The sequence below is a fragment of the Pseudomonas sp. A25(2017) genome (genome assembly GCF_002001065.1).
Classification (GTDB): Bacteria; Pseudomonadota; Gammaproteobacteria; order Pseudomonadales; family Pseudomonadaceae; genus Aquipseudomonas; species Aquipseudomonas kilonensis.
Genome location: NZ_MUOA01000097.1, coordinates 1 through 24251, shown reverse-complemented (window position 1 = coordinate 24251; position 24251 = coordinate 1). Strand labels below are relative to the sequence as shown.

Sequence of the window (24251 nt, the reverse complement as noted above, 5' to 3'; positions counted from 1 at the left end):
TGGCCCCATCGCGAGCAAGCTTTGCTCCCACAGGGGTTTTGTGTTGAACACATTATTCGTGAACACCACAGACCTACTGTGGGAGCAAAGCTTGCTCGCGATGGGGCCAGTCCAGGCGCTGCAAAACCCAATGCCTGTTGATAAACCCCGACAACGCGGCTACCTGCCTGCCCTCTTCTTCAATCACCTTGCGCAACTGTTCCCGGCCTGGAAACGCTCAACCACGGGGCAGGAAGACGTCGGCCAGCAGTTGATTGCGCGGCAAGCCCGCCAGGTACAAGCGCTTGGCAAAGGCCTCGACCCGGTCGGGGTGGCCGCAGAGCAAGGCTTGGGTTTGCCGTGAAACAAGCCGCAGTTGCGCCAAGGCGGACGGCGCCTCGGCTGCGCTCAGCAGCTCCACGGTGAGGTTTTGATGCTTGGCCGCCAGCGCCGCCAGGGGTTTGGCCAGGTAATGCCCGGTCGCATCATGGGCCACGTGAATAAGGCGAATCGCGCCTTGATGCTGCTGGCGCAACGCTTCGCGCAGCAAGCCAAACAACGGCGCCAGGCCGGTGCCGGCGGCGAGCAGCCACAGCGGCCTGTCGTGCCAGTCGGGGTCGTAATGCAGGGCACCGCCGCGCAACTCGCCCAGGCGGATCGGGTCACCGGCCTTCATCTGCCGGGCCGCATCAATGAATTGGCCGGGCTCGCGGCAATCGAGGTGGAACTCCAGGAACCGGTCTTCCTCGGGCAGGCTCGCCAGGGAATACGGCCGGGCCACGTCACCAGCCCACAGCACCAGGTGCTGCCCGGCCTGATAACGCAGCGGCCGCTCGGGGGTAACGCGCAGGCGCAGCACCTCGCCACCGAGCCAATCCACCGCTGCTACGTGAGCGGCCTGGCCGTCGCGTTGGGGGTCGAAGGTGTGGATCTGCACATCCTCGACCACCTGGCATTGGCAGGCCAGCCGCCAGCCCTGGTCGCGTTGCACCGGGTTCAAGGCGTCGGGACGACTGTCGCGCACATCACCGCCCACACACTGCACCAGGCACGCGTGGCAGCTGCCGGCGCGACAACTGTAGGGCACCGCCACACCGGCGCCGTTCAACACGTCCAGCAGGTTACTGCCCGCCGCCACCGTCCATTGCCGACCGGCGACTGTCAGTTTAGGCATCGACGTTCTCCCAGGCGGCGGCGCACCGATTGCGGCCGTCTCGCTTGGCACGGTACAGGGCCTGGTCGGCACGCTGCAACGCGTTGTCCAGGTCATCGCCCATTTCCAGCATCGTCATGCCCGCCGACAAGCTGAGGGCGCCGACCTGCAGGCCGATCAACTCGACTTCAGTGAACGCCAGCCGCAGCCGCTCGCAGCAGGCCGTCAGGCGCTGGGGGTCACAAGCAGGCAGCAGCATGACGAATTCCTCGCCGCCATAACGGGCCAATACATCGCCCTCGCGCAGACACGCCGTGGCGACCGCGGCAAATGCCTGCAGCACCTGGTCGCCAGCAGCGTGGCCGTGCAGGTCGTTGATGCGCTTGAAATGGTCGAGATCGATCAGGGCCAGGCCATGGGCGATGCCGGGCCTGAGGGTGTTGAGTTCGCGCGAAGCGAGGCGCAGGAAGTGCCGGCGATTGAACAGCCCGGTCAGCTCATCGGTGGCCACCAGGTCTTCGAGCTGGCGCATCATCCCGCGCAAGGTGTCCTGGTGCGCCTGCAGGGCAAACCGCCGCTGGCGCATGCGCTGACGTGAGGTCTGGACGTAGCGGGCGTAGAACACCAGCCACACCAGCACGAGAAACAGCACGGTCACCTGCAACCCGGCCAAGGTGGGGTCGGGAAGCCGGAAGAAGTAACCGTCCCACAGGGTAATAGCGGTGAAGCTGATAAACACCAGCGTCGCGCAGCGCACAAAGGCCCGGCGTGACAGGTGAAACAGCCCGAACAGCAGGATCAATACATAAAACACCAGGAACACGCCCCGAGCCTGGTCCAGATGCGCCATCATCCAGGTTTGCCAGCCCAGGCCGATCAACACCTGCGCTTCGGTAAGGCTGGGGTCGGCGAAGCGCAGGTTACGGTCGGTGATAAACAGCGTGAACAGTCCGGCCTGGCACAGCACCACCAACACGCTGCCGATGATGACATCGCGCAACGAATCGAGGTAATGACCACTGAAAAATGCCAGCCACAACAAAACCAGTGCCAGCGCGTACGTCGCGGCCGCCAAAGCGAAGCGTTTCAGCAAAAGACGTTGAATGGCGTTATGGGTCAATCGTTGACTCACCATGGGAAAGGAAACTGACAGGAGGCGTCCTACGCTACAGGCCAGACGCCACTTTAGTGGCGTGTAGGACAAATGACCATTCAATTCTGGAGCAGAAAAATGGCGTCAAAGCAATGGCCTAGATTGACGCAGTGGTTTGAGGCCTGACACATAGCCTGCACATCGCCCTGTTGGGCTGTGGGAGCAAGGTTTCTGTGGGAGCAAAGCTTGCTCGCGATGCAGGCGCCTCGATTCCCCGGGAGACCGCGTTGTCTTCATCGCGGGCAAGCCTTGCTCCCACAGAAGCCTTGCCCCCACAGAAGCTTTGCTCCCACAGCCTTGCTCTCACAGCTCGCTCCCACAGGGGGCCGGCCTGCGATATACTGCCGCGCCTTTTTAGCGTCGCGCCAGCATGCCCGGCGTGCCTTATAGAGGTGCCGTCCGTCGACCGATGCACCCAAGCGGCCGGCACCTTATTGAATGTTCCCGTCTTTAGAGAGGAGCGCGACTCATGACCGTGATCAAGCAAGATGACCTGATACAGAGCGTTGCTGACGCTTTGCAGTTCATTTCCTACTACCACCCCGTGGATTTCATCCAGGCGATGCACGAGGCCTATCTGCGCGAAGAATCGCCGGCAGCCCGTGACTCCATGGCGCAGATCCTGATCAACTCGCGCATGTGCGCCACCGGCCATCGGCCGATCTGCCAGGACACCGGCATCGTGACCGTGTTCGTGCGCGTGGGCATGGACGTGCGTTGGGATGGCGCGACCATGGGCCTGGACGACATGATCAACGAGGGCGTGCGTCGCGCCTACAACCTGCCGGAAAACGTCCTGCGTGCCTCCATCCTCGCCGACCCGGCAGGCGCACGCAAAAACACCAAGGACAACACCCCGGCGGTCATCCACTACTCCATCGTCCCGGGCAACACCGTGGAAGTGGACGTGGCGGCCAAGGGCGGCGGCTCCGAGAACAAGTCGAAGATGGCGATGCTCAACCCGTCCGACTCCATCGTTGACTGGGTGTTGAAAACCGTTCCGACCATGGGCGCCGGCTGGTGCCCACCGGGCATGCTCGGCATCGGCATCGGCGGCACCGCCGAGAAAGCCGCGGTCATGGCCAAGGAAGTGTTGATGGAATCCATCGACATCCACGAGCTCAAGGCTCGCGGCCCGCAGAACCGTATCGAAGAGATGCGCCTGGAGCTGTTCGAGAAGGTCAACCAACTGGGCATCGGCGCCCAGGGCCTGGGTGGCCTGACCACCGTGCTCGACGTGAAGATCATGGACTACCCGACCCACGCCGCCTCCCTGCCGGTGTGCATGATCCCCAACTGCGCCGCCACCCGTCACGCCCACTTCGTGCTCGACGGCAGCGGCCCGGCGTCGCTGGAAGCGCCACCGTTGGACGCCTACCCGGAAATCGTCTGGGAAGCCGGCCCGTCGGCCCGTCGCGTCAACCTCGACACCCTGACCCCGGAAGACGTGCAGAGCTGGAAACCGGGCGAAACCGTGCTGCTCAACGGCAAGATGCTCACCGGCCGCGATGCCGCGCACAAGCGCATGGTCGAGATGCTGAACAAGGGTGAAACCTTGCCGGTGGACCTCAAGGGCCGCTTCATCTACTACGTCGGCCCGGTCGACCCGGTAGGCGAAGAAGTCGTCGGCCCAGCCGGCCCGACCACCGCCACGCGGATGGACAAGTTCACCCGTCAGATCCTCGAGCAGACCGGCCTGTTGGGCATGATCGGCAAATCCGAGCGCGGCCCAACCGCCATCGAAGCGATCAAGGACAACAAGGCTGTCTACCTGATGGCCGTCGGCGGCGCCGCTTACCTGGTGGCCCAGGCGATCAAGAAATCCAAGGTCCTGGCGTTCGCCGAACTGGGGATGGAAGCGATCTACGAGTTCGAGGTCAAGGACATGCCGGTGACCGTTGCGGTCGATAGCAAAGGCGAGTCGGTACACATCACCGGTCCTGCCATCTGGCAGAAGAAGATCAGTGACAGCCTGGCGGTCGAAGTGCAGTAACAGGCATTTTGGCGCGGTGAAAAAGGCCGGTGGGGCGACAAGCCCACCGGCCTTTTTTTATGCAGGCACCAAAGCCATACCTACACAACCCTGTGGCGAGGGAGCTTGCTCCCGCTGGGCTGCGTAGCAGCCCCAAACCAGTCAACCCAGTACTCCAGGAAAAATCGGCCGACTGGTTTTACGACTGCTGCGCAGCCGAGCGGGAGCAAGCTCCCTCGCCACGATGGTTTATATCCAGCATTCAAGTAACTGACCCACCGCCAATTCCCTGTGGGAGCGGGCTTGCTCGCGAAAGCGGTGGGCCAGCCGACATCAATGTTGAATGTGCCGGCTTCTTCGCGAGCAAGCCCGCTCCCACAGGATCTGCGGCAGGCTCGAAGTACATGATCGCTTGACGCAACCGCCATGCTATCGTGCCCGCCCGACTTTCCACTGGTTTACGCCAGCATGCTGCCGACTCCCCGTACCTTGCGTCTGTCGTTGTACACCTTGCTGATCCTCATCGGCGCGGCCGTTGCCGCCACCCTCGCCGTGCGCCATGCCGAACGTGCGGCCCTGGAGGAAGACGCCGGCCGTGCCAACCAGCAGTTGGCGCTGTACGCCACTTCGCTGCACACCCTGATCGAACGCTACCGCGCCCTGCCCGTCGTGCTGGCGCTGGACCCGGAGTTGCGCTCGGCCCTCAAGGGGCCGGTCAGCGCGGCGCAGCAGGACGCGTTGAACCGCAAGCTGGAACAGATCAACGGCGCCGCCCAGTCATCCACCCTGGAATTGCTCGACCACACCGGCCTGGCCGTCGCGGCCAGCAACTGGCGCCTGCCCAGCAGCTATGTCGGGCACAACTATGGCTTTCGTCCGTATTTCCTCCAGACCCGCACCCAGGGCACCGGGCGTTTTTATGCGGTGGGCGTGACCAGCGGCATCCCGGGGTACTTTCTCTCCAGCGCCGTGACGGGCGACAACGGCGAGTTCCTCGGCGCGATGGTGGTCAAGCTGGAATTTCCGGAGCTTGAGCGCGAATGGCGCCAGGGCAGCGACACGCTGTTGGTCAGCGACGCCCGGGGCATCATCTTCATCGCCAACCGCCCGGGCTGGCGTTATCGCCACTTGCAGCCGCTGAGCGACAGCGACCGCGCCGAGCTCAAGGCCACCCGTCAGTACGACAAACAACCGTTGCAACCGCTGGCCTATGAAGCGCTGCGACGCTTCGACGACAATAGCCATCTGGCCCGGGTCGAGACCCCCGATGGCTCGGCGGACTACCTGTGGGAATCCTTGCCGCTGACCGCCGAAGGCTGGACGCTGCACTTGCTGCGCCGTCCGCAGATTGCCTTCGAAGACCGACGTAATGCCGGGCTCGCGGCTGCCGGGTCGTGGCTGGCGCTGGTGTTCCTGCTGCTGTTTCTCAACCAGCGCTGGCGCCTGGCAAAATTGCGCCAGCGCAGCCGCGAAGAGCTTGAACGGTTGGTCGAAGAACGTACCCGGGATCTGCGCACGGCCCAGGACGGCCTGGTGCAATCGGCCAAGCTGGCAGCACTGGGGCAGATGTCGGCGGCACTGGCCCATGAAATCAACCAGCCCTTGACCGCCCAGCGCATGCAATTGGCGACCCTGCGCTTGCTGCTCGATCACGGGCGGGTCGATGACGCCTACAAGGCCCTCAAGCCGGTGGACGACATGCTGACGCGCATGGCCGCCCTCACCGGCCACCTGAAGACCTTTGCCCGCAAAAGCCCCAGCGGCCTGCGCGAACGCCTGGACCTGGCGGCGGTGGTCGACCAGGCGCTGCAATTGCTGGACACACGCCTGCGCGACGAACAGATCAGCACCGTGCTGCACGTGACTCGACCGGCCTGGGTGCGCGGCGACGCGATCCGCCTCGAACAGGTGTTGATCAACCTGCTGCGCAACGCCCTCGACGCCATGGCCGACCAACCCCTCAAGCGCCTGGAAGTGCGCCTGGAAGCCGATGAGCAATTGTGGCGCCTGACCGTCAGTGACAGCGGCACCGGTATCGCCGAGGAACACCTGGCCCAGGTGTTCGATCCGTTTTTCACCACCAAGGCGGTGGGCGACGGCCTGGGCCTGGGGCTGGCGGTTTCGTTTGCAATCATCCATGAATCCGGTGGACGGCTGACGGCGGACAACCATGAGCACGGCGCGGTATTCTGCGTGACCTTGCCCATTGATCAGGAGCCGCAACTGCATGCTTGATTCAGTCATGGTTGTGGATGACGAAGGCAGCATTCGCAGTGCCGTCGAGCAGTGGTTGAGCCTGTCGGGGTTCCAGGTGCAGCTGTTCAGCCGCGCCGATGAATGCCTGGCCCGGTTGCCGGAGCATTTCCCCGGGGTAATCCTCAGCGATGTGCGCATGCCCGGCCTCAGCGGCCTGGAGTTGTTGGCCGAAGTGCGCCGCCGCGATCCCGACCTGCCGGTGATTCTGTTGACCGGCCACGGCGACGTGCCGATGGCCGTGGAAGCCATGCGCGACGGTGCCTACGACTTCCTGGAAAAACCCTTCAGCCCCGAAGCCCTGCTCGGCAGCCTGCGCCGGGCCCTGGACAAGCGCACCCTGGTCCTGGAAAACCGTCGCCTGCATGAACAGGCCGACGCCCGGACCCGTCTCGATGGGACGCTGCTGGGGGTTTCTCGTGCGTTGCAAAACCTGCGGCGCCAAGTGCTGGACCTCGCCGCACTGCCGGTCAACGTGTTGATCCGCGGAGAAACCGGTAGCGGCAAGGAACTGGTCGCCCGTTGCCTGCACGACTTCGGCCCGAGGGCGAGCAAACCCTTCGTCGCGCTGAACTGCGCAGCCATTCCCGAACCGCTGTTCGAGGCGGAGCTGTTCGGTCACGAAAGCGGCGCCTTCACCGGCGCCCAGGGCAAGCGCATCGGCAAGCTCGAATACGCCGACGGCGGCACGCTGTTTCTCGACGAAATCGAGAGCATGCCCCTGGCCCAGCAGGTCAAGTTGTTGCGGGTGTTGCAGGAACAGAAGCTCGAACGCCTGGGCTCCAACCAGAGCATCCAGGTGGACCTGCGCATCATCGCCGCCACCAAGCCCGACCTGTTGGACGAAGCCCGGGCCGGGCGTTTCCGTGAAGACCTGGCCTATCGCCTGAACATCGCCGAACTGCGCCTGCCGCCGCTGCGAGAACGGCGCGAGGACATTCCCTTGCTGTTCGAACACTTCACCCACAGCGCGGCCGAACGCCTGGGCCGCCCCGCCGCGCCCCTGAGCGGCCCGCAGTTGAGCCACCTGCTCAGCCACGACTGGCCGGGCAACGTGCGGGAACTGGCCAATGTCGCCGAACGCCAGGTGTTGGGGCTCGACCAACTGCCCGCCCTGGAGACGGAGCCGGGCCAGTCCCTCGCGGCCCAGCAGGAAGCCTTCGAAGCCCAATGCCTGCGCGCCGCCCTGACTCGGCACAAAGGTGATGTGAAAGCCGTGCTCGAAGAACTGCAACTGCCGCGCCGCACCTTCAATGAAAAGATGCAGCGGCATGGGTTGAGTCGGGAGATGTTTTTGTAGGGCCCGCCATTTTGTGGTGACTGCACTGGCGCCATCGCGAGCAGGCTCGCTCCCACATTGGATCGTCTGTGAAGAGAGAATTTGTGTTCACTGAAGATCCCCTGTGGGAGCGAGCCTGCTCGCGATGAGGCCGGTACAGACGACAAACCTTTCCTGGCATAAGCGGATTCCCGCCCACACCCCCAGCCACAATGAGCGGAGTTCCGCTCACGCAACACCACAAACCCCTCTAAACCAGCCTTCTGCCACCTGGCACAGCTCCTGCTATAGCCCTGTCAGGCTGCGTCCACACGCGCTCCACAAAAACAATTAAACGAAGGATCCTTCAATGGACAACTCCAACGCCCTGCCCCTTGGGTCGGCTGCCGTGCCCGCCCGTGAAAGAACCACCGCCAGCCGCATCAAGTCGATCTTCAGCGGCTCGGTCGGCAACATGGTCGAGTGGTATGACTGGTACGTCTACGCCGCGTTCTCGTTGTACTTCGCCAAAGCCTTCTTCCCCAAGGGCGACACCACCGCCCAATTGCTCAACACCGCCGCGATCTTCGCCGTAGGCTTCCTGATGCGCCCGATCGGCGGGTGGTTGATGGGCCTGTACGCCGACCGTGCCGGTCGCAAACGTGCGTTGATGGCCTCGGTGTACCTGATGTGCTTCGGCTCGCTGATCATCGCCTTGAGCCCGAGCTACGAAACCATCGGCGTCGGCGCACCGATCCTGCTGGTGTTTGCCCGCCTGCTCCAAGGCCTGTCGGTGGGTGGCGAGTACGGCACCTCGGCGACCTACCTGAGCGAGATGGCGACCAAGGAACGTCGCGGCTTCTTCTCCAGCTTCCAGTACGTGACCCTGATCTCCGGCCAGCTCATCGCCCTGGGCGTGTTGATCGTGCTGCAACAGACCCTCACCACCGAACAACTGTATGCCTGGGGCTGGCGCATCCCGTTCGCCATCGGCGCGCTGTGTGCGGTGGTGGCGCTGTACCTGCGACGCGGCATGGAAGAAACCGAGTCGTTCACCAAGAAGGAAAAAGCCAAGGAAAGCGCGATGCGCACCTTGATGCGCCATCCAAAAGAGCTGATGACTGTGGTCGGCCTGACCATGGGCGGTACCCTGGCCTTCTACACCTACACCACCTACATGCAGAAATACCTGGTGAACACGGTCGGCATGAGCATCTCCGACTCCACCACTATTTCCGCCGCCACGCTGTTCCTGTTCATGTGCCTGCAACCGGTGATCGGCGGGCTGTCGGACAAGATTGGCCGCCGGCCGATCCTGATTGCCTTCGGCATCCTCGGCACCCTGTTCACCGTGCCGATCCTCACCACCCTGCACACCATCCAGACCTGGTGGGGCGCGTTCTTCCTGATCATGGCCGCGCTGATCATCGTCAGCGGCTACACCTCGATCAACGCCGTGGTGAAAGCCGAGCTGTTCCCCACCGAAATCCGCGCCCTGGGCGTCGGCCTGCCCTACGCACTGACTGTGTCGATCTTCGGCGGCACCGCTGAATACATCGCCCTGTGGTTCAAGAGCATCGGCATGGAAACTGGCTACTACTGGTACGTAACGGCGTGCATCGCCGTGTCGCTGCTGGTGTACATCACCATGAAAGACACCCGCAAACACTCGCGGATCGTTACCGACTGACAGCCACGTCGGACAAACAGAAAGGGGCGCACCTGAACAGGTTCGCCCCTTTTTTTCGCTCCCGGTCTAAAGATTTATCCGACATTAATCTCTGGTTAATGCCCGTCTTCCATCCTCACGCTCAACAGAACGCCATTCGATACGCCGGTAATGGGCCTCATTGACCGTTCTGCGGCAACGCAATATAGATCGATTTAATCGATAGCTTTAAGCATTTATTTGCGCTTTTTAATCAAATTAACGAGCGTAATATGAACTCCACACCCAAGGCGCCTAACGCCAAACATTCTGGAGCACGACCATGAAAACCAAACTGATCATCGCCCTGACCCTGTCCGTACTGGCCGCCAACACCTTCGCTGCCGACGGTTTCGACCGCACCAGCTCGGCCATCGCCGCCGACGGTTATGACCGTACTAGCGCTGCCACTGTTGCGGCTGATGGCTTCGACCGCACTAACGGCGCCACCGTTGCTGAAGATGGCTTCGATCGCACTGGCGGCGCCACCGTCGCTGAAGATGGCTTCGACCGCACTGGCGGCGCTACCGTTGCTGAAGATGGTTTCGATCGCACTAACACTGCTGCCATCAGCTAATCCGATAACGACACCCTTACAGCCCGGCTTCGGCCGGGCTTAGTTATTTATGGAACATGGAAAAAGGAAGACCGCCGCTGGTTCTGTTGTCGCCACTCATCAAATTGTGGGAGCGGGCTTGCTCGCGAAGACAGTGTGTCAGTCGACATCTATGTATCTGTACCACCGCATTCGCGAGCAAGCCCGCTCCCACAGGGCCCCAAGGTGCTGACAAAAACAGTGAGGCCCTGCACTATCTCCAAATCCCTCGAAACTCCACTGCAGGACCTTCTTCAGCCATGCCCGATGACATCCATTTCTACGAACCCGCCAACGGCCACGGCCTGCCCCATGACCCGTTCAACGCCATTGTTGGCCCGCGCCCCATCGGCTGGATTTCGTCCCAGGATGCCGAAGGCCGCCTGAACCTGGCGCCCTACAGTTTCTTCAATGCGTTCAACTACATTCCGCCGATCATTGGGTTCTCCAGCGTCGGGCGCAAAGACAGCCTGAACAACATCGAACAGACCGGCGAATTCGCCTGGAACCTGGCCACCCGCCCGCTGGCCGAGCAGATGAACCAGAGCTGCGCGATGGTCGCGCCAGAGGTCAATGAGTTCGAACTGGCGGGTTTGACGACCGCCCCGTCACGGGTGATCCAGGTGCCGCGCGTCGCCGAAAGCCCGGTGTCCTTCGAATGCAAGGTCACGCAGATCATTCAATTGCAACGGGCGGACAAAGGACTGGTGCCGAGCTGGCTGATCCTCGGCGAAGTGGTCGCCGTGCATATCGCCCAGTGGCTGTTGAAGGATGGGGTATACGACACTGCCGCCGCCGAGCCGATCTTGCGCGGTGGCGGGCCGGCGGATTATTTCCAGTTGGGGCCTGAGGCGTTGTTCAAGATGCATCGCCCTCGATAGAAGGTTGCACACTGCACCTTGTGGCAAAGCACTTATCTGTGGGAGCAAGGCTTGCCCGCGATGCAGACACCACGGTTCCCAAGACAGACCGCGTTGCCTGCATCGCGGGCAAGCCTTGCTCCCACAGCGTTAGTCTCATGGGTTCCAGACCAACCCGCCCTCGTCGTCGACACCCTTGAGGTGGGTCAGCTGCAGGGCTGCCGCTTCATCGGCTTTGACGGCGGTCTCGAAGGTCTGCTCTTCAAGGATCTTGTTGAAGCGCGGCGCACCTGAGCCGCCGATGGCCTTGGTGGCAATGGCGGCATGGTAGCCGCCGCCTTCCTTGGGAACGACTGCGGAAACGGCTTCAAAGGTTTCAAAGGCTTTACGTGCCATGTGTTGTGCATCCTGGCGGTGGAAAATGACGCTCATTAAACCTTCAACCAACCCGTTTGTGTACCTGCGCCCGACACCCTTCGGTCGCCTGGGCGGCGGAGACTTCCCGGAAGGTGTGGAAATCCAGGCTGCTCACCACCAGGTCCTGCACCAGCTCGGCGAAAATCGCCATGGCCGGTGAATTGAAGTAGGCGTCCATCGACGGCTGATTGACCCACAGCCCGGACACCAGCCACAAATCAGCGTCGCATTGCGATTGCTGCAAGGCAAAGTGCAAGCAACCGGGAGCCAGGCGCGAGGGCGCGATCAGCGTACTCAGGCGCGCACCCAGTTGCCTGGAGCAACCGGCACGGGCCCGGACGAAAGCCATGTGGCTGACGGGGATCTGTGTAGTCATGTTCAACCCTCCCAGGTAATCCGTGGTGCAGCCGGGGACAGGCTGCGACAGGATCAAAGGTTAAGCGCCACGACGCCAGCTTCGTTAGTCGGATCCTGCCGACCCATTGCACAATCCTGCGCATCGACGTCACAAAATTCGACACGAACAGGGCTGGAACCGAGGAAGTTGAAACAAAAGGTTTCAAGCAAGTTTCCACAGCATTGCAGCGTCATGGCCCCTTGCGCCGTGCAGGATCAGGCAAGCTTTCAACAGGATGTTGCTACCGCTGCGCCTTGCACAAACATAAGCTTTTGTTCATCGCTCCCTATCGCCTGAGGATCCCGGCATGTCGCCACTCGACCACGCCCACGTCCCGCTGGACACGTACCTGGAACAACAGCGCGCCGAACTGGCGTCGATCATCGACCGCAACACCAGCGAAGACGGCAGCTACGCCACGGCCATCGGCTCACTGAACCTGTCACGGCACAGCCAGCCGCATAAGTTCGCCCCGGTGTTGGCGCAACCGGCGCTGTGCATCATGGCCCAGGGCAGCAAACAGGTGCGCCTGGCGGATGAGTTCTTCAACTATGACCCGCTCCATTACCTGGTGGTCTCGGTGTCGATGCCGTTGAGTGGTTGCATTGCCGACGTTTCGCCCGAGCAGCCGATCCTGGCCCTGCGCCTGGACATCGACCCGACGGAAATCACCGCGTTGATCGCCGACGCCGGCCCCTTGGGCGTGCCGACCCGCCCCGCCGGGCGCGGGCTGTACGTCGAACGCCTGGACACGCCGATGCTCGACGCCGTACTGCGCCTGGCGCGGCTGCTCGATACGCCGAAAGACATCGCCATGCTCGCCCCGCTGGTGCGCCGGGAAATCCTCTATCGCCTGTTGCGCAGTCCTCAGGGTTATCGGCTGTACGAAATCGCCATCGCCAACAGCCAGAGCCATCGCATCAGCCAGGCGATCAAATGGCTCAACGGCCATTTCGAACAGCCGCTGCGCATCGATGACCTGGCCCGGGAAGTGAACCTCAGCGTCTCGACCCTGCATCACCGCTTCAAGGCCATGACCGCCATGAGCCCGCTGCAATACCAGAAACAACTGCGCCTGCAGGAAGCCCGCCGGCTGATGCTCGCCGAAGGGCTGGAAGCCTCGGCGGCGGGGTATCGGGTGGGTTATGAAAGCCCTTCGCAGTTCAGCCGCGAGTACAGCCGGTTGTTCGGCGCACCGCCGTTGCGGGATCTGGCGCGGTTGCGGATGACTGTTTGAGCTGAGGTTTGTGTTGACTGGACTGGCCTCATCGCGAGCAGGCTCGCTCCAACAGGGGATCTTCAGTGAACACAAATTGCTTGTTCACCGCAGTTCCAATGTGGGAGCGAGCCTGCTCGCGATGGGGCCAGTAAAAACACCTCAACACTTCGATGTCCAAACACCCTGGTCAATTTCAATCAACGTCGGCCCCTGCCGTTCACCGGCCGCCAGCAACGCAGCTCGCAATGACGGCACATCCTCGATGGCTTCGGCAGCGCAGCCCAAGGCCTTGGCAACGCCGATGAAATCCGGGGTGTAGATGTCCACGCCCACCGGTTCGATGGCGCGGTTGACCATGTATTTCTTGATCTCTTCGTAGCCCTGGTTATTCCACAGCAGCACGATCACCGGCGTGCGCGCTTCCACGGCGCTGGCCAGTTCCGGCAGGGTGAACTGCAACCCGCCGTCGCCAATCAAACACACCACCGCCGGGCGACCATGGCCCAGGTCCTTGCCACCGAGCCAGGCGCCAATGGCCGCCGGCAGGGCGTAGCCGAGGGTGCCGTAGCCGGTGGATGAATTGAACCAGCGGCGCGGTTGCTCCAGGTTGAAGGTCAGGTTGCCGGTGTACACCGGTTGGGTGGAATCGCCAACGAACACCGCCTCTGGCAGCGCTTGCAAGACGGTGTCGAGAAACAGAGTCTGGGCGCGGGTCGCGGCGTCCCAACTGCCTTGAAGATCCGCGCGCAACCGGGCGGCACGCGTCGTGCCCCAATCGTCACGGCGCTCGGCCAAGGGGTGCTGGCTCAAGGCGTCGAGCACGGCCTGGGCGGCGACACGGGCGTCGGCCACCAGCGCCAGGTGCGGCGGGTAGTTGCGCACGGTCTGGTCCGGGTCGATGTCGATGCGCAACAACGTGCCAGGAATCTCGAAGCCGCCAGCGAAAGTAATGTCGTAATCGGTCTCGGCCAGTTCGGTGCCGATGGCCAGCACCACATCCGCCTCGGCCACCAAGGCGCGGGTGGCCACCAGGCTCTGGGTGGAGCCGATCAGCAACGGATGCTGGGACGGCAACAGGCCTTTGGCATTGATGGTCAACGCCACGGGCGCGCCGAGACGTTCGGCCAGTTCGGTCAATTCAACCGCTGCGTCGATGGCCCCGCCACCGGCCAGGATCAAAGGCCGCCGAGCCGTCGCCAGCAAGCCGGCCATTTGTTTGACCGCACCCGGCGCGGCACCGGCGCGGTTGATGTTCACCGGCATGCTGGCGAGCAAGGCATCGGCGTCTTCGACCAGCACGTCCAGCGGGATTTCGATGTGCACCGGCCGCGGGCGCCCGGCCTGGAACACGGCAAACGCCCGGGCCAGCACGCCGGGCAATTCAGCGGCGGACATCAGCGTGTGGGAAAACGCCGCCACCCCGCCCACCAGCGCGCTCTGGTTCGGCAGTTCATGCAGCTTGCCGCGTCCGCCACCCAACTGGCTGCGCGACTGCACGCTGGAGATCACCAGCATCGGGATCGAATCGGCGTAGGCCTGGCCCATGGCGGTGGTGATGTTGGTCATGCCGGGGCCGGTGATGATGAAACACACGCCGGGTTTGCCGCTGACCCGGGCATAACCGTCGGCCATGAAACCTGCGCCTTGTTCATGACGCGGGGTCACATGGCGGATGCTGGAACGGGCCAGCCCGCGGTACAACTCGACGGTGTGCACGCCAGGAATGCCGAACACCTGCTCCACGCCATACGCTTGGAGTAACTTGACCAATACTTCGCCGCACGTCGCCATTGCCATTGCCTTTTTCTTGTCGTGTAAAGGGCCTCGCACAGCCTGCGGCGGGACCCTTTTTTGTCTTGGGAATGGCGTTATTGGAACGGTCCGACCATAGCGGCAACAATGGATAAAAAGTCATACTCGCCATGTCCTCACGTCATGGCTTGGATCCGAAATGAAACGACTTCCTCCGCTGCCGGCGCTGCACACGTTTCTGATCACGGCCCAATGCTGCAACTTCACCCGGGCCGCCGAACAACTGCACATCACCCAGGGCGCGGTGAGCCGGCAGATCGCCGGGCTGGAAGATCATCTGGGTTATGCGCTGTTCCAGCGCCAGGCACGCGGCCTGAGCCTGACTGCCGAAGGCCAGGCGTGGCTGCCACGGGTGCAGCAGGTGTTCAGCCTGATCGGGGACGCGGTCGAGCAGGTCGGCGAAAAACGCCAGACCCTGCAACTCAAGGCCCCGACCTGTGTGATGCGCTGGCTGCTGCCGCGCCTGTTGCAGTGGCAGAAGGAGCGACCGGACGTGCCGGTGGAGTTGACCACCACGGTCAGGCACGGTGTGGATTTCCAGCGCGAAGCCTTCGACGCTGCGGTGGTCTATGGCCCACCACCCGACGCCTCGCTGGCGTGCCTGCCTCTGTTCGATGAACAACTGACGCCCGTCTGCTCCCGCCCGGTCCTGGAAGGTCCCGTGCCACTGCGTGAACCCGCCGACCTGCAACACCACCTGCTGTTGCACCCGGCCCTTGACGAGCGCGACTGGAACACCTGGCTGAAGGCAGCCGATGTGCACTTGAGCAATGTCAGCAAGGGCCAGCATTTCGAAACCCTGGACCTGGCGATGTCCATGGCTTCCCAAGGCACGGGCGTGGCGATTGGCGACTGGTCGCTGATCGGCGACGACTTGAGCGCCGGTCGGCTGGTGATGCCGTTCGAACTGAAGGTCAAGACCGGGCTGGGTTATCACCTGGTGCACCCGCACAAACCCCAGGTGTCAGGGCCGTTGCAGGAATTGATGGGGTGGTTGGTGGAGCAGGCACGGGCGCGGTCCTGTGGGAGCAAGGCTTGCCCGCGATGAAGGCGACGCGGTCTCTCAGAGATCGAGGTGGCTGTTTCGCGAGCAAGCTTTGCTCCCACAAATCCCCTCGCCACAAAAGCCGGGCAGGCCTCAAGCCATCAGAATTATCAGAGCAGATTAGGCGCCTGCACCGGTTCGATCTGCGCCCAGTGCGACGTGTCCTCGCGGTGCTGCTGCAGATACGGCAACACGGCCCCCAGCAACGGCGCCTTGAACGCCTCCTGGAAACGATGGGCCAGGCCCGGGATCAGCTTCAACTGGCTGCCTTGGATGTGCGCCGCCAGATGCACGCCGTGCATCACCGGCAGCAAAGGGTCGGCGGTGCCGTGGACCACCAGGGTCGGCACCCGCAGTTGATTGAGCAGTGCCACCCGACTCGGCTCGGCCATGATCGCCATGATCTGGCGCTTCACGCCTTCAGGGTTGAAGGCCCGGTCGTAGGCCACGGCGGCCTGATGCAGCAATACCTGGCGATCATCCGCCACCATCGGGCTGCCCAACGCGGCCAGCAGATCGGCCTGTTGCTGCAAGGCCGCTTCGCGATTCGGTGCACTGCGCCGCGACAGCAACTGCACCAGTGCGGCGCTGGGTGCGGGCAAGCCTTCGGCACCGGAACTGCTCATGATCAGGGTCAGGCTTTCGACCCGCTGCGGCGCCATGGCGGCCATGTGCTGGGCGATCATCCCGCCCATGCTCACGCCCAATACGTGAAAGCTGTGCACCTGCAAGGCATCCATCAACCCCAGCCCGTCGTCGGCCATGTCGGTCAAGGTATACGGCGCAGCCACGGGCAAGCCGAGTTTGTAGCGCAGGGCTTCGAAGGTCAGGTTGGCGCTGCCGGGGGCCTGGCGCCACGTGGACAGGCCGACGTCGCGGTTGTCGTAGCGAATCACCCGGAAACCCTGCTCGCACAGGGCGACCACCACTTCGTCCGGCCAATGGATCAACTGCCCACCCAGGCCCATCACCAGCAACAGCGCCGGATCCGAGGCACGGCCAACGCTCTGGTAGGCCAGGCTCACCTGATCCAGATCGACCCGTTGGGTCGCAACATTGATGTCACACCGAGAAGCCGCCATCGACGGCAGGCCGAAAAACAACGCGGCCAGAAAAATGAATACACGCATGAAGAAACACCGAAACGCAGAACCCCAGTAGAGCGCGAGTCTGATGAAGTTTGTTCAAGCGCGCTGCCACAGTTGCGTGACAGTTTGATGAAGATTGCCGAGTGGTCTCCTGCGCGAAGGATGTATCTGTGGGAAAGGATGTATCTGTGGGAGCAAAGCTTGCTCGCGATACAGGCACCTCGATTCCAGAGAAATCGCGTTGGCTTCATCGCGAGCAAGCTTTGCTCCCACAGATCCCCGCTCAAGGCGTCAGCTTCAGGCCAGTTGGCTACGCAACTGCCGCGCCGCCGCCACCATGTTCACCAGTGCCGCTTCCGTTTCCGGCCAGCCCCGGGTTTTCAACCCGCAGTCGGGGTTGATCCACAGCCGCTCGGCGGCGATCCGTTTTACCGCCTTGCTCATCAGCGCAACCATCTCGGCGGTGTCCGGCACCCGTGGCGAGTGGATGTCGTAGACGCCCGGGCCGATGTCGTTCGGGTAGTCGAACGCCTCGAAAGCCTCCAGCAACTCCATGTCCGAACGCGAAGTCTCGATGGTGATGACATCGGCGTCCATGTCGGCGATGGCCTTGATCACATCATTGAATTCGCTGTAGCACATGTGGGTATGGATCTGGGTTTCATCCGCCACACCCGACGCGCACAAACGGAACGCGTCAACCGCCCAGTCCAGGTAGGCCTGCCATTGCCCGCGACGCAGTGGCAGCCCTTCGCGGAACGCCGCCTCGTCGATCTGCACAATCTTGATCCCGGCCTTTTCCAGGTCCAGCACTTCGTCCCGCAGGGCCAGGGCCAATTGTCGGGCCTGGACCTGGCGCGACACGTCTTCTCGGGGGAACGACCACATCAGCATGGTCACGGGGCCGGTGAGCATGCCTTTCATGACTTTGTCGGTCAGGCTTTGCGCGTAGCGGATCCAGTCGACCGTCATGGCTTTCGGGCGGCTGATGTCGCCGTAGATGATCGCCGGTTTCACACAACGCGAGCCATAGCTCTGCACCCAGCCGAAACGGGTGAAGGCATAGCCGTCCAGTTGCTCGGCGAAGTATTCGACCATGTCGTTGCGTTCGGCTTCACCGTGCACCAGCACATCCAGCCCCAGGCGCTCCTGGATCTGCACGGCATGGCGGATCTCGGTGTGCATGGCGTCCTGATAGTCATTGGCCGACAGCTTGCCTTGCTTGTAGGCCTGGCGTGCCAGGCGAATCGCCGGGGTCTGCGGGAAGGAGCCGATGGTGGTAGTGGGAAAGGCCGGCAGTTTCAGACGGGCGCGCTGGCGTTCGATGCGCTTGGCAAACGGCGAACGCCGCTGGCTGTCCTGTGGCCCGATTGCCGCCAGGCGCGCCTGGACCGCGGGTTTGTGAATGCGCGCCGAGCTGGCGCGACTGGCCTGCACCTCGCGGCTGTCGGCCAAGGCCTGTTGCACAGCGGGGGCCTGTGGATCGTTCAGGGCATCGCGCAGCACCGCGACCTCACCACACTTCTGCACCGCAAAGGCGAGCCAGCTCTTGAGTTCCGGATCGAGACGGTCTTCGCGCTCCAGGTCCACCGGGCTGTGCAGCAGCGAGCACGAGGTGCTGACCCAGAGGTTGTCGCCAAAGCGTTCCTGGGCCGGTTGCAATTGCGCCAGCGCCTGTTCCAGTTCGCAGCGCCAGACGTTGCGACCGTTGACCAGGCCCACCGAGAGAATCTTGTAGGTCGGCAGGCGGTCCAGCACCTGGCCCAGTTGTTCCGGGTCACGTACCGCGTCGATGTGCAAGCCGTCCACCGGCAGGCTCACCGCCAGGCCGAGGTTGTCTTGCAGGCCACTGAAATAGGTGGCCACGAGTTTTTTCAACGGCGAGTACTGGAGGATGTGATAAGCCCGCTCGAAAGCGCTCTTCCAGGCCAGGGGCAGGTCGAGGGTGAGGATCGGTTCGTCGATCTGCACCCATTCCACGCCTTGGGCCTTGAGGCGGTTGAGGATTTCCCCGTAGACCGGCAGCAGGCGCTCCAGCAGGTCGAGCTTGTCGAACGCCGCGCCCTTGGCCTTGCCCAGCCACAAGTAGGTCAACGGACCGATGATCACCGGCTTGATCTGGTGGCCCAAGGCATGGGCCTCGTCCACTTCGTCGAACAACTGTTCCCAGCTCAGGGCGAAGGTCTGGTCGGCGGAAAACTCCGGGACCAGGTAGTGGTAGTTGGTGTCGAACCACTTGGTCAGTTCCTGGGCGTATTGCGCCTGGCCATGGTCGGCACCGCAGCAACTGGCCGTGGCGCCACGGGCCATGGCGAACAAGGTGTCTAGGGTTGGTCGGCCCTGGGCATTCAAGGTGCTGTGGAAACGCTGTGGCACGGCGCCCAGGGTCAAGGAGTGGCTGAGCACCTGGTCGTACCAGGCAAAGTCGCCGACGGGCAGCAGGTCGATGCCGGCGTCTTTCTGCAGTTGCCAGTGCCGGGCCCGCAGTTCGCGCCCCACCGCTTGCAGCGCGGCCGGGGCCAGGTCGCCCTTCCAGTAGGCTTCGAGGGCTTTCTTCAGTTCGCGGTCGGCGCCGATGCGGGGAAAACCGAGGGTGTGGGCCAGGGCCATGGTGTGCGTCCTCCTATAAAAGATGGCGCCATTGTCGACAGTTGACCCTACATGAGACAAACTCAACCTTTTCGTGTTGATCACAAGTTTTACTCATGGAGCAACTCCGGTGCTTGAACTCCGTCACCTCAAGACCCTGCACGCCCTGCGCGAAGCCGACAGCCTGGTCGAAGCCGCCGAACGCCTGCACCTGACCCAGTCCGCCCTCTCCCACCAGTTCAAGGAACTGGAAGAGCGCTTGGGCATGCAGTTGTTCGTGCGCAAGACCAAGCCGGTACGGTTCACCAGTGCCGGCCTGCGCCTGTTGCAACTGGCCGATGCCGCCCTGCCCTTGCTGCGCGGCGCCGAACGGGACATCGCCCGCCTGGCTGGCGGCACCGCCGGACGGCTGCACATGGCCATCGAGTGCCATAGCTGCTTCCAATGGTTGATGCCGACCATCGACCAGTTCCGCGATGCCTGGCCGGAAGTCGAACTGGACCTGGCCTCGGGCTTCGCCTTCGCGCCGTTGCCAGCCTTGGCCCGCGGCGATCTCGACCTGGTGGTGACCTCCGACCCGCTGGAGTTGGCCGGCATCACCTACGTGCCGTTGTTCACCTACGAGGCGATGCTCGCCGTGGCCAACCAGCATCGACTGGCGGGCAAGGCGTACATCGTCCCCGAGGACCTGATCAGCGAAACCCTGATCACCTACCCGGTGGAACGCGACCGACTGGACATCTTCACCCGTTTCCTGGAGCCGGCCGACATTGAACCGGCCCAGGTGCGCACCTCTGAACTGACGGTAATGATGATGCAACTGGTGGCCAGCGGTCGCGGCGTGTGCGGCATGCCGCACTGGGCCCTGCATGAATACAGCTCGCGTGGCTACGTGAAGGCCAAGCGGCTGGGAGAGAAAGGCTTGTTTGCCACGCTGTACGCGGCGGTGCGCACCGACATGCTCGACGCGCCGTACATGCGCGATTTTTTGCTGACGGCCAAGGACACGTCGTTTTCAACCCTCGACGGCGTCAGTGCCGTGCGCTGATAGCTTCTGTGGGAGCAAGGCTTGCCCGCGATGGCGATTGCGAAAACGCCATCGCGGGCAAGCCTTGCTCCCACAGAAGCCCATACACAGGAAATCGCGGAGGGATCACAGTTCGAGCCACATATGGATTTTGTCGTGGTATTCGTCGCCCACGCAGATCGCCATCGGCTCAAGGCCATACAGGACGAAGCCGCAGCGCTGATAGAGCTTGAGCGCCGGCTCGTTGCCGGCGGTGACGGTCAGTTGCACCAGACGCAGGAAGGGATGACGCCGGGCTTCGGCGAGGGCGGCTTGGACCAGTTGGTAGCCGAGCCCGCGATGGCGCTGTTCATCGGCGACATACATGCCGAACAGCAGCGCCTTGTGCCGGGCTTTTTCCCGGGGCTCCAGGGCCAGGCCGACGATACCGACCAACTCCTGTTCGACAAACGCCCCCAGCAGCACATCGAGCCGGCTGCCCAGGCGTGACTCCCACCAGTTGATAGGCAGCTTGGCCCGCTCGGTGACGCTAGAGGTGAAGGCCTGCGGATGCAGTGCGTACGCCTGGAGCATCAGCTGGCGATACGCCTGGGCATCGCCGGCCCTCAACCGTCGAATGCTCACGCCGAACGCCGTTGCTCAAACATCAGGCGCAACGCCAGCGCACCGAGGACAAACCCCATGAAGTAGCGCTGCGCCGCCAGCCAGGTCGGGTTATGGACGAACCACGAGGCAATACCGGCGGCGAACAGGGCGATCAACAGGTTGACGCTGAAGCTGACGCTGATTTGGGTCAGCCCGAGGATGATGCTCTGGGTGAACAGCGAACCGTGTTCCGGGCTGATGAACTGCGGGAACACCGACAGGTAGAACACCGCGATCTTGGGGTTCAGCGCGCTGGTGAGAAAGCCCATGGTGATCAGCTTGCGCGTCGAGTCCGCCGGCAGTTGCTGGGCCTCGAAGGGCGAACGCGCGCCCGGCTTCACGGCCTGCCAGGCGAGCCACAACAGGTACAGCGCACCGGCCCATTTCAATACTTCATAGGCCACCGGTACCGCCAGGAACACCGCCGTCAACCCGGCGGCCGCGGCGAACATGTGCACGAAGAACCCCGCCACCACCCCCAGCAGGGAGGTGACGCCGGCCTTGCGGCCCTGGCAGATCGAACGGGAAATCAGGTAGATCATGTTCGGCCCGGGCGTCAGTACCATCAGCAACGCGGCGGCGGCGAAAATCAACAGGTCCGGCAATGGAATCATGAGCATCAGTCCTTGAGGCGTGAATCAGCAGGTAGCGAGAAGTGTCGCTCGATAAAACGGCAGGATCACCTCGCCTGTCAACGGTGCCAGCAAAAGATTGCTGTCGCCGGCCGGGTCGATCCAGCACACCTCTTCAATTTCGGCTGCCGGCGAAACCGGGGCGTCGATGCTCAGCAAAAACACCTCGGCCTGCACGGTAAACCCCGGCTCGTTGGCCGCCGGCGCGCTGAACACGCCCAGGTAATGGGCCTGTGCCGGGTCGATCTGCAACCCCAGTTCCTCTTCCAGCTCACGGGCGAGCGCCTGCACCGGTCGTTCATGGGCCTCGATCTTGCCGCCCGGCTGCATGAAGGCCCGGGTGCCGCGCTTGCGCACCAGCAGGGTTCGACCGTCGGGCCCGAGCAACAGGGCGGCGGCGATGCGGATCAGGGAGGTGGTCATGGGTGATCGAAGCCTTGGCCGAGAAAGTGCCGGGAGATTACAGCGCGTAGGGGTGGGAGCAAAGCCTGGTGCTGGACTAAAAATCAGTGCAGTTCCCCTGTGGGAGGCTAATGCTGTTCGCTTAAGGTGTGTATATCCGTTGCTGCGGTAACGGCGACTTAGGGTTCCGCCCTGACGGCGGGTCACTTTCGAAAAGCGCGAAAGTAACCAAAGCGCTCTTGCCCCACCACTCGGCACCTCGCCTAGGCTCGGTGTGCCCTCACTCCGGCATTGCTCCGTGGGCCCGCCGCGAAGGGCCATCCATGGCCCAGCGCGGCTAACCCGGCATCCATGCCGGGTTGCCCACTCCACAATGCCTGCGTTCGGCCAGCGTGGTTAACGGGGCGCCGAGATCAACGTCCACAGCGAGGCGGCCTAGTAGCCGACCTGGTTCTTCCGGTCGTACACCTCATCAGATCTGTGGGAACCATCAGATCTGTGGGAGCAAAGCTTGCTCGCGAGGCGGCCTGACAGCCGACCTGGCTCTTGCGGTCGTACACCTCATCAGATCTTTGGGAACCATCAGATCTGTGGGAGCAAAGCTTGCTCGCGAGGCGGCCTGACAGCCGACCTGGCTCTTGCGGTCGTACACCTCATCAGATCTGTGGGAACCATCAGATCTGTGGGAGCAAAGCTTGCTCGCGAGGCGGCCTGACAGCCGACCTGGCTCTCCCGGTCGTACTCCGGTCCAATTGTGGAAGCGAGCCTTCTCGCTTCTGCGCGCGGTGTGGTCAGGATTGTGTATTGACGTTATCCAGCATCCGATTCGCCAATAAAGCGCCCAGCTCGATCAGTTGCTGAATGCCAAGGGCAACATGACGTCGCGAGCCTTTAAGGTCGAAGGCAAGGTCGCTGACCATGGCATCGGCTGAGGCCAAAGTTTCGCTGAGGTTGGCCAGCAGGCTTTCGGTGTCGACACCGTCCACGACGGTGAACAGTTGACCTGAGGGCTTTTTCTTTTTGGCTTGAGGCTTGGGGTCGAGATAATGGTCGATGGCGCGCTTGGCGGCTTCATCGAGTTCTTGGGGATCGGTTTCGGGGGGATTGGGTGTGGCTTTGAACATAGGGTGACACTCCGTCTACAGGTTGGAGCTGCCACGTTCGTTTCCAAGCGAGGGGTGGCAGCCGTACGCAGGTTGGAAAACCGGGGTAAACGAGCCCGACAGACCCGAAGGTCTCCCGCGCACAGCCGCCATAACGAAAGCATGGTCAAAAAACAACCGCAAGCATACGTCATGAAGGGCGCTTTCGCGCCGTCTACTTATCGGATTTCCAAGCCCGGCCGCTGAATTTGCAGCGACGGGAAAAGACTAGCGACAGCCCTTCCCACCCGGCAACCGCCAGAGTTCGTCGGAAAAATCTGCTGCAACCCGGAGGATTGTCCGACCATTCCCACAATCCTGGTCGGCTGTCAGGCCGCCATCGCGAGCAAGCTCGCTCCCACACAGGTTTTTGGTCGTTTATAAGATCCGTGTCCACCGCCGATCCCTGTGGGAGCCGAGCTTGCTCGCGATAGCGATGGATCTGCTTGCATCCATGTTGAATGTGCCGCCGTCTTCGCGAGCAGGCTCGCTCCCACAGTTGGATCGAAGTACAGCCGCCAGAGACAGGTCGGCTGTTAGGCCGCCTTCGCGAGCAAGCTCGCTCCCACAATGGGATCGGGGTACGACCGGAAGAATCAGGTCGGCTGTCAGGCCGCCTCGCGAGCAAGCTGTGCTCCCACAGATCTGACAGGTGTACGACCAAGAGAGCCAGGTCGGCTACTAGGCCGCCTCGCGAGCAAGCTTTGCTCCCACAGATATGACAGGTGTACGACCAAGAGAGCCAGGTCGGCTACTAGGCCGCCTCGCGAGCAAGCTGTGCTCCCACAGATCTGACAGGTGTACGACCAAGAGAGCCAGGTCGGCTACTAGGCCGCCTCGCGAGCAAGCTTTGCTCCCACAGATCTGACGGGTGTACGACCGGGAGAGCCAGATCGGCTGTTAGG

At 62.8% G+C, this 24251-nt stretch carries 20 protein-coding genes; 9 read left to right on the top strand and 11 right to left on the bottom strand.

Annotation, left to right across the window (positions count from 1 at the left end):
• Positions 1-217: 217 nt before the first annotated feature.
• Positions 218-1153, bottom strand: a complete 936-nt coding sequence (locus B0E42_RS24960; protein ID WP_077508097.1) for an iron-sulfur-binding ferredoxin reductase — start codon at positions 1151-1153, stop codon at positions 218-220.
• The gene (locus tag B0E42_RS24955; protein ID WP_077508100.1) at positions 1146-2252 is read right to left on the bottom strand and encodes a diguanylate cyclase; all 1107 of its coding nucleotides are present in this window, start codon (positions 2250-2252) and stop codon (positions 1146-1148) included. Before B0E42_RS24955 ends, B0E42_RS24960 begins: the two co-directional genes overlap by 8 nt.
• A gap of 502 nt (positions 2253-2754) precedes the next feature.
• Here B0E42_RS24955 and B0E42_RS24950 point away from each other — a divergent pair.
• The 6 genes from B0E42_RS24950 to B0E42_RS24920 all read left to right on the top strand — a co-directional run bounded on the left by B0E42_RS24950 (position 2755) and on the right by B0E42_RS24920 (position 10952).
• Positions 2755-4278 carry a fumarate hydratase gene (locus B0E42_RS24950; RefSeq protein WP_053181361.1) on the top strand — a complete coding sequence of 508 codons (1524 nt, stop codon included), beginning with the start codon at positions 2755-2757 and terminating at the stop codon, positions 4276-4278.
• A 447-nt stretch (positions 4279-4725) separates the two neighbouring features.
• Positions 4726-6492 carry an ATP-binding protein gene (locus tag B0E42_RS24940; protein ID WP_077508091.1) on the top strand — a complete coding sequence of 589 codons (1767 nt, stop codon included), beginning with the start codon at positions 4726-4728 and terminating at the stop codon, positions 6490-6492.
• Complete coding sequence (locus B0E42_RS24935; protein ID WP_077508088.1) at positions 6485-7810, top strand: sigma-54 dependent transcriptional regulator; 1326 nt, start codon at positions 6485-6487, stop codon at positions 7808-7810. Before B0E42_RS24940 ends, B0E42_RS24935 begins: the two co-directional genes overlap by 8 nt.
• A gap of 328 nt (positions 7811-8138) precedes the next feature.
• A complete protein-coding gene (locus B0E42_RS24930) occupies positions 8139-9458 on the top strand; it encodes an MFS transporter (protein WP_018605618.1) in 1320 nt (439 codons plus the stop codon).
• A gap of 301 nt (positions 9459-9759) precedes the next feature.
• Positions 9760-10053 carry a hypothetical protein gene (locus tag B0E42_RS24925; RefSeq protein ID WP_077508085.1) on the top strand — a complete coding sequence of 98 codons (294 nt, stop codon included), beginning with the start codon at positions 9760-9762 and terminating at the stop codon, positions 10051-10053.
• 278 nt (positions 10054-10331) lie between these two features.
• Positions 10332-10952, top strand: a complete 621-nt coding sequence (locus B0E42_RS24920; RefSeq protein WP_018605614.1) for a flavin reductase family protein — start codon at positions 10332-10334, stop codon at positions 10950-10952.
• A 135-nt stretch (positions 10953-11087) separates the two neighbouring features.
• Here the strand turns inward: B0E42_RS24920 and B0E42_RS24915 are convergent, their stop codons facing one another.
• Both B0E42_RS24915 and B0E42_RS24910 read right to left on the bottom strand, forming a co-directional pair.
• Positions 11088-11327, bottom strand: coding sequence for a hypothetical protein (locus B0E42_RS24915; RefSeq protein WP_018605612.1), 240 nt, complete (start codon positions 11325-11327; stop codon positions 11088-11090).
• Positions 11328-11370: 43 nt separating this feature from the next.
• Positions 11371-11724, bottom strand: coding sequence for a putative quinol monooxygenase (locus B0E42_RS24910; RefSeq protein ID WP_024617533.1), 354 nt, complete (start codon positions 11722-11724; stop codon positions 11371-11373).
• Between the two features lie 328 nt (positions 11725-12052).
• Here B0E42_RS24910 and B0E42_RS24905 point away from each other — a divergent pair, with 328 nt between their 5' ends.
• A complete protein-coding gene (locus B0E42_RS24905; RefSeq protein ID WP_053124712.1) occupies positions 12053-12982 on the top strand; it encodes an AraC family transcriptional regulator in 930 nt (309 codons plus the stop codon).
• A 141-nt stretch (positions 12983-13123) separates the two neighbouring features.
• On the opposite strand, the gene B0E42_RS24900 is transcribed toward B0E42_RS24905, so the two are convergent.
• Positions 13124-14755, bottom strand: coding sequence for a 5-guanidino-2-oxopentanoate decarboxylase (locus B0E42_RS24900; protein ID WP_077508082.1), 1632 nt, complete (start codon positions 14753-14755; stop codon positions 13124-13126).
• Between the two features lie 160 nt (positions 14756-14915).
• Here B0E42_RS24900 and B0E42_RS24895 point away from each other — a divergent pair, with 160 nt between their 5' ends.
• Entirely contained in the window at positions 14916-15824 is a 909-nt protein-coding gene (locus B0E42_RS24895) for a LysR substrate-binding domain-containing protein (protein WP_018605596.1), read from the top strand.
• A 107-nt stretch (positions 15825-15931) separates the two neighbouring features.
• Here the strand turns inward: B0E42_RS24895 and B0E42_RS24890 are convergent, their stop codons facing one another.
• Positions 15932-16951, bottom strand: coding sequence for an alpha/beta fold hydrolase (locus B0E42_RS24890; protein ID WP_053181379.1), 1020 nt, complete (start codon positions 16949-16951; stop codon positions 15932-15934).
• Positions 16952-17206: 255 nt separating this feature from the next.
• Complete coding sequence (gene metE / locus B0E42_RS24885) at positions 17207-19519, bottom strand: 5-methyltetrahydropteroyltriglutamate--homocysteine S-methyltransferase (protein ID WP_077508079.1); 2313 nt, start codon at positions 19517-19519, stop codon at positions 17207-17209.
• A 109-nt stretch (positions 19520-19628) separates the two neighbouring features.
• Between metE and metR the strand changes: the two genes are divergently transcribed.
• A complete protein-coding gene (gene metR, locus B0E42_RS24880) occupies positions 19629-20546 on the top strand; it encodes a transcriptional regulator MetR (protein ID WP_003205167.1) in 918 nt (305 codons plus the stop codon).
• Positions 20547-20651: 105 nt separating this feature from the next.
• Here the strand turns inward: metR and B0E42_RS24875 are convergent, their stop codons facing one another.
• From B0E42_RS24875 to B0E42_RS24855, 4 genes are all read right to left on the bottom strand, one after another.
• Positions 20652-21149: a GNAT family N-acetyltransferase gene (locus B0E42_RS24875; protein WP_053181384.1), complete on the bottom strand. Its 498-nt coding sequence runs from the start codon at positions 21147-21149 to the stop codon at positions 20652-20654.
• On the bottom strand, positions 21146-21784 hold the full coding sequence (locus tag B0E42_RS24870) for a LysE family translocator (protein WP_013694135.1): 639 nt from the start codon (positions 21782-21784) through the stop codon (positions 21146-21148). The genes B0E42_RS24875 and B0E42_RS24870 overlap by 4 nt, the downstream gene beginning before the upstream one ends.
• 24 nt (positions 21785-21808) lie before the next feature.
• Complete coding sequence (locus B0E42_RS24865; RefSeq protein ID WP_077508076.1) at positions 21809-22225, bottom strand: NUDIX domain-containing protein; 417 nt, start codon at positions 22223-22225, stop codon at positions 21809-21811.
• A 770-nt stretch (positions 22226-22995) separates the two neighbouring features.
• Complete coding sequence (locus B0E42_RS24855; RefSeq protein ID WP_077508074.1) at positions 22996-23328, bottom strand: DUF6124 family protein; 333 nt, start codon at positions 23326-23328, stop codon at positions 22996-22998.
• Positions 23329-24251 lie beyond the last annotated feature (923 nt).

What these genes read in the sequence shown, in the direction of transcription:
- B0E42_RS24895 (WP_018605596.1), top strand. Translation starts at nt 14,916, where the DNA reads ATGAAACGACTTCCTCCGCTGCCGGCGCTGCACACGTTTCTGATCACG.
- B0E42_RS24865 (WP_077508076.1), bottom strand. Translation starts at nt 22,225, where the DNA reads ATGACCACCTCCCTGATCCGCATCGCCGCCGCCCTGTTGCTCGGGCCC.
- B0E42_RS24930 (WP_018605618.1), top strand. Translation starts at nt 8,139, where the DNA reads ATGGACAACTCCAACGCCCTGCCCCTTGGGTCGGCTGCCGTGCCCGCC.
- B0E42_RS24920 (WP_018605614.1), top strand. Translation starts at nt 10,332, where the DNA reads ATGCCCGATGACATCCATTTCTACGAACCCGCCAACGGCCACGGCCTG.
- B0E42_RS24960 (WP_077508097.1), bottom strand. Translation starts at nt 1,153, where the DNA reads ATGCCTAAACTGACAGTCGCCGGTCGGCAATGGACGGTGGCGGCGGGC.
- B0E42_RS24950 (WP_053181361.1), top strand. Translation starts at nt 2,755, where the DNA reads ATGACCGTGATCAAGCAAGATGACCTGATACAGAGCGTTGCTGACGCT.
- B0E42_RS24890 (WP_053181379.1), bottom strand. Translation starts at nt 16,951, where the DNA reads ATGCGTGTATTCATTTTTCTGGCCGCGTTGTTTTTCGGCCTGCCGTCG.
- metE (WP_077508079.1), bottom strand. Translation starts at nt 19,519, where the DNA reads ATGGCCCTGGCCCACACCCTCGGTTTTCCCCGCATCGGCGCCGACCGC.
- B0E42_RS24915 (WP_018605612.1), bottom strand. Translation starts at nt 11,327, where the DNA reads ATGGCACGTAAAGCCTTTGAAACCTTTGAAGCCGTTTCCGCAGTCGTT.
- B0E42_RS24910 (WP_024617533.1), bottom strand. Translation starts at nt 11,724, where the DNA reads ATGACTACACAGATCCCCGTCAGCCACATGGCTTTCGTCCGGGCCCGT.
- B0E42_RS24935 (WP_077508088.1), top strand. Translation starts at nt 6,485, where the DNA reads ATGCTTGATTCAGTCATGGTTGTGGATGACGAAGGCAGCATTCGCAGT.
- B0E42_RS24900 (WP_077508082.1), bottom strand. Translation starts at nt 14,755, where the DNA reads ATGGCGACGTGCGGCGAAGTATTGGTCAAGTTACTCCAAGCGTATGGC.
- B0E42_RS24925 (WP_077508085.1), top strand. Translation starts at nt 9,760, where the DNA reads ATGAAAACCAAACTGATCATCGCCCTGACCCTGTCCGTACTGGCCGCC.
- B0E42_RS24855 (WP_077508074.1), bottom strand. Translation starts at nt 23,328, where the DNA reads ATGTTCAAAGCCACACCCAATCCCCCCGAAACCGATCCCCAAGAACTC.
- B0E42_RS24870 (WP_013694135.1), bottom strand. Translation starts at nt 21,784, where the DNA reads ATGATTCCATTGCCGGACCTGTTGATTTTCGCCGCCGCCGCGTTGCTG.
- B0E42_RS24905 (WP_053124712.1), top strand. Translation starts at nt 12,053, where the DNA reads ATGTCGCCACTCGACCACGCCCACGTCCCGCTGGACACGTACCTGGAA.
- B0E42_RS24940 (WP_077508091.1), top strand. Translation starts at nt 4,726, where the DNA reads ATGCTGCCGACTCCCCGTACCTTGCGTCTGTCGTTGTACACCTTGCTG.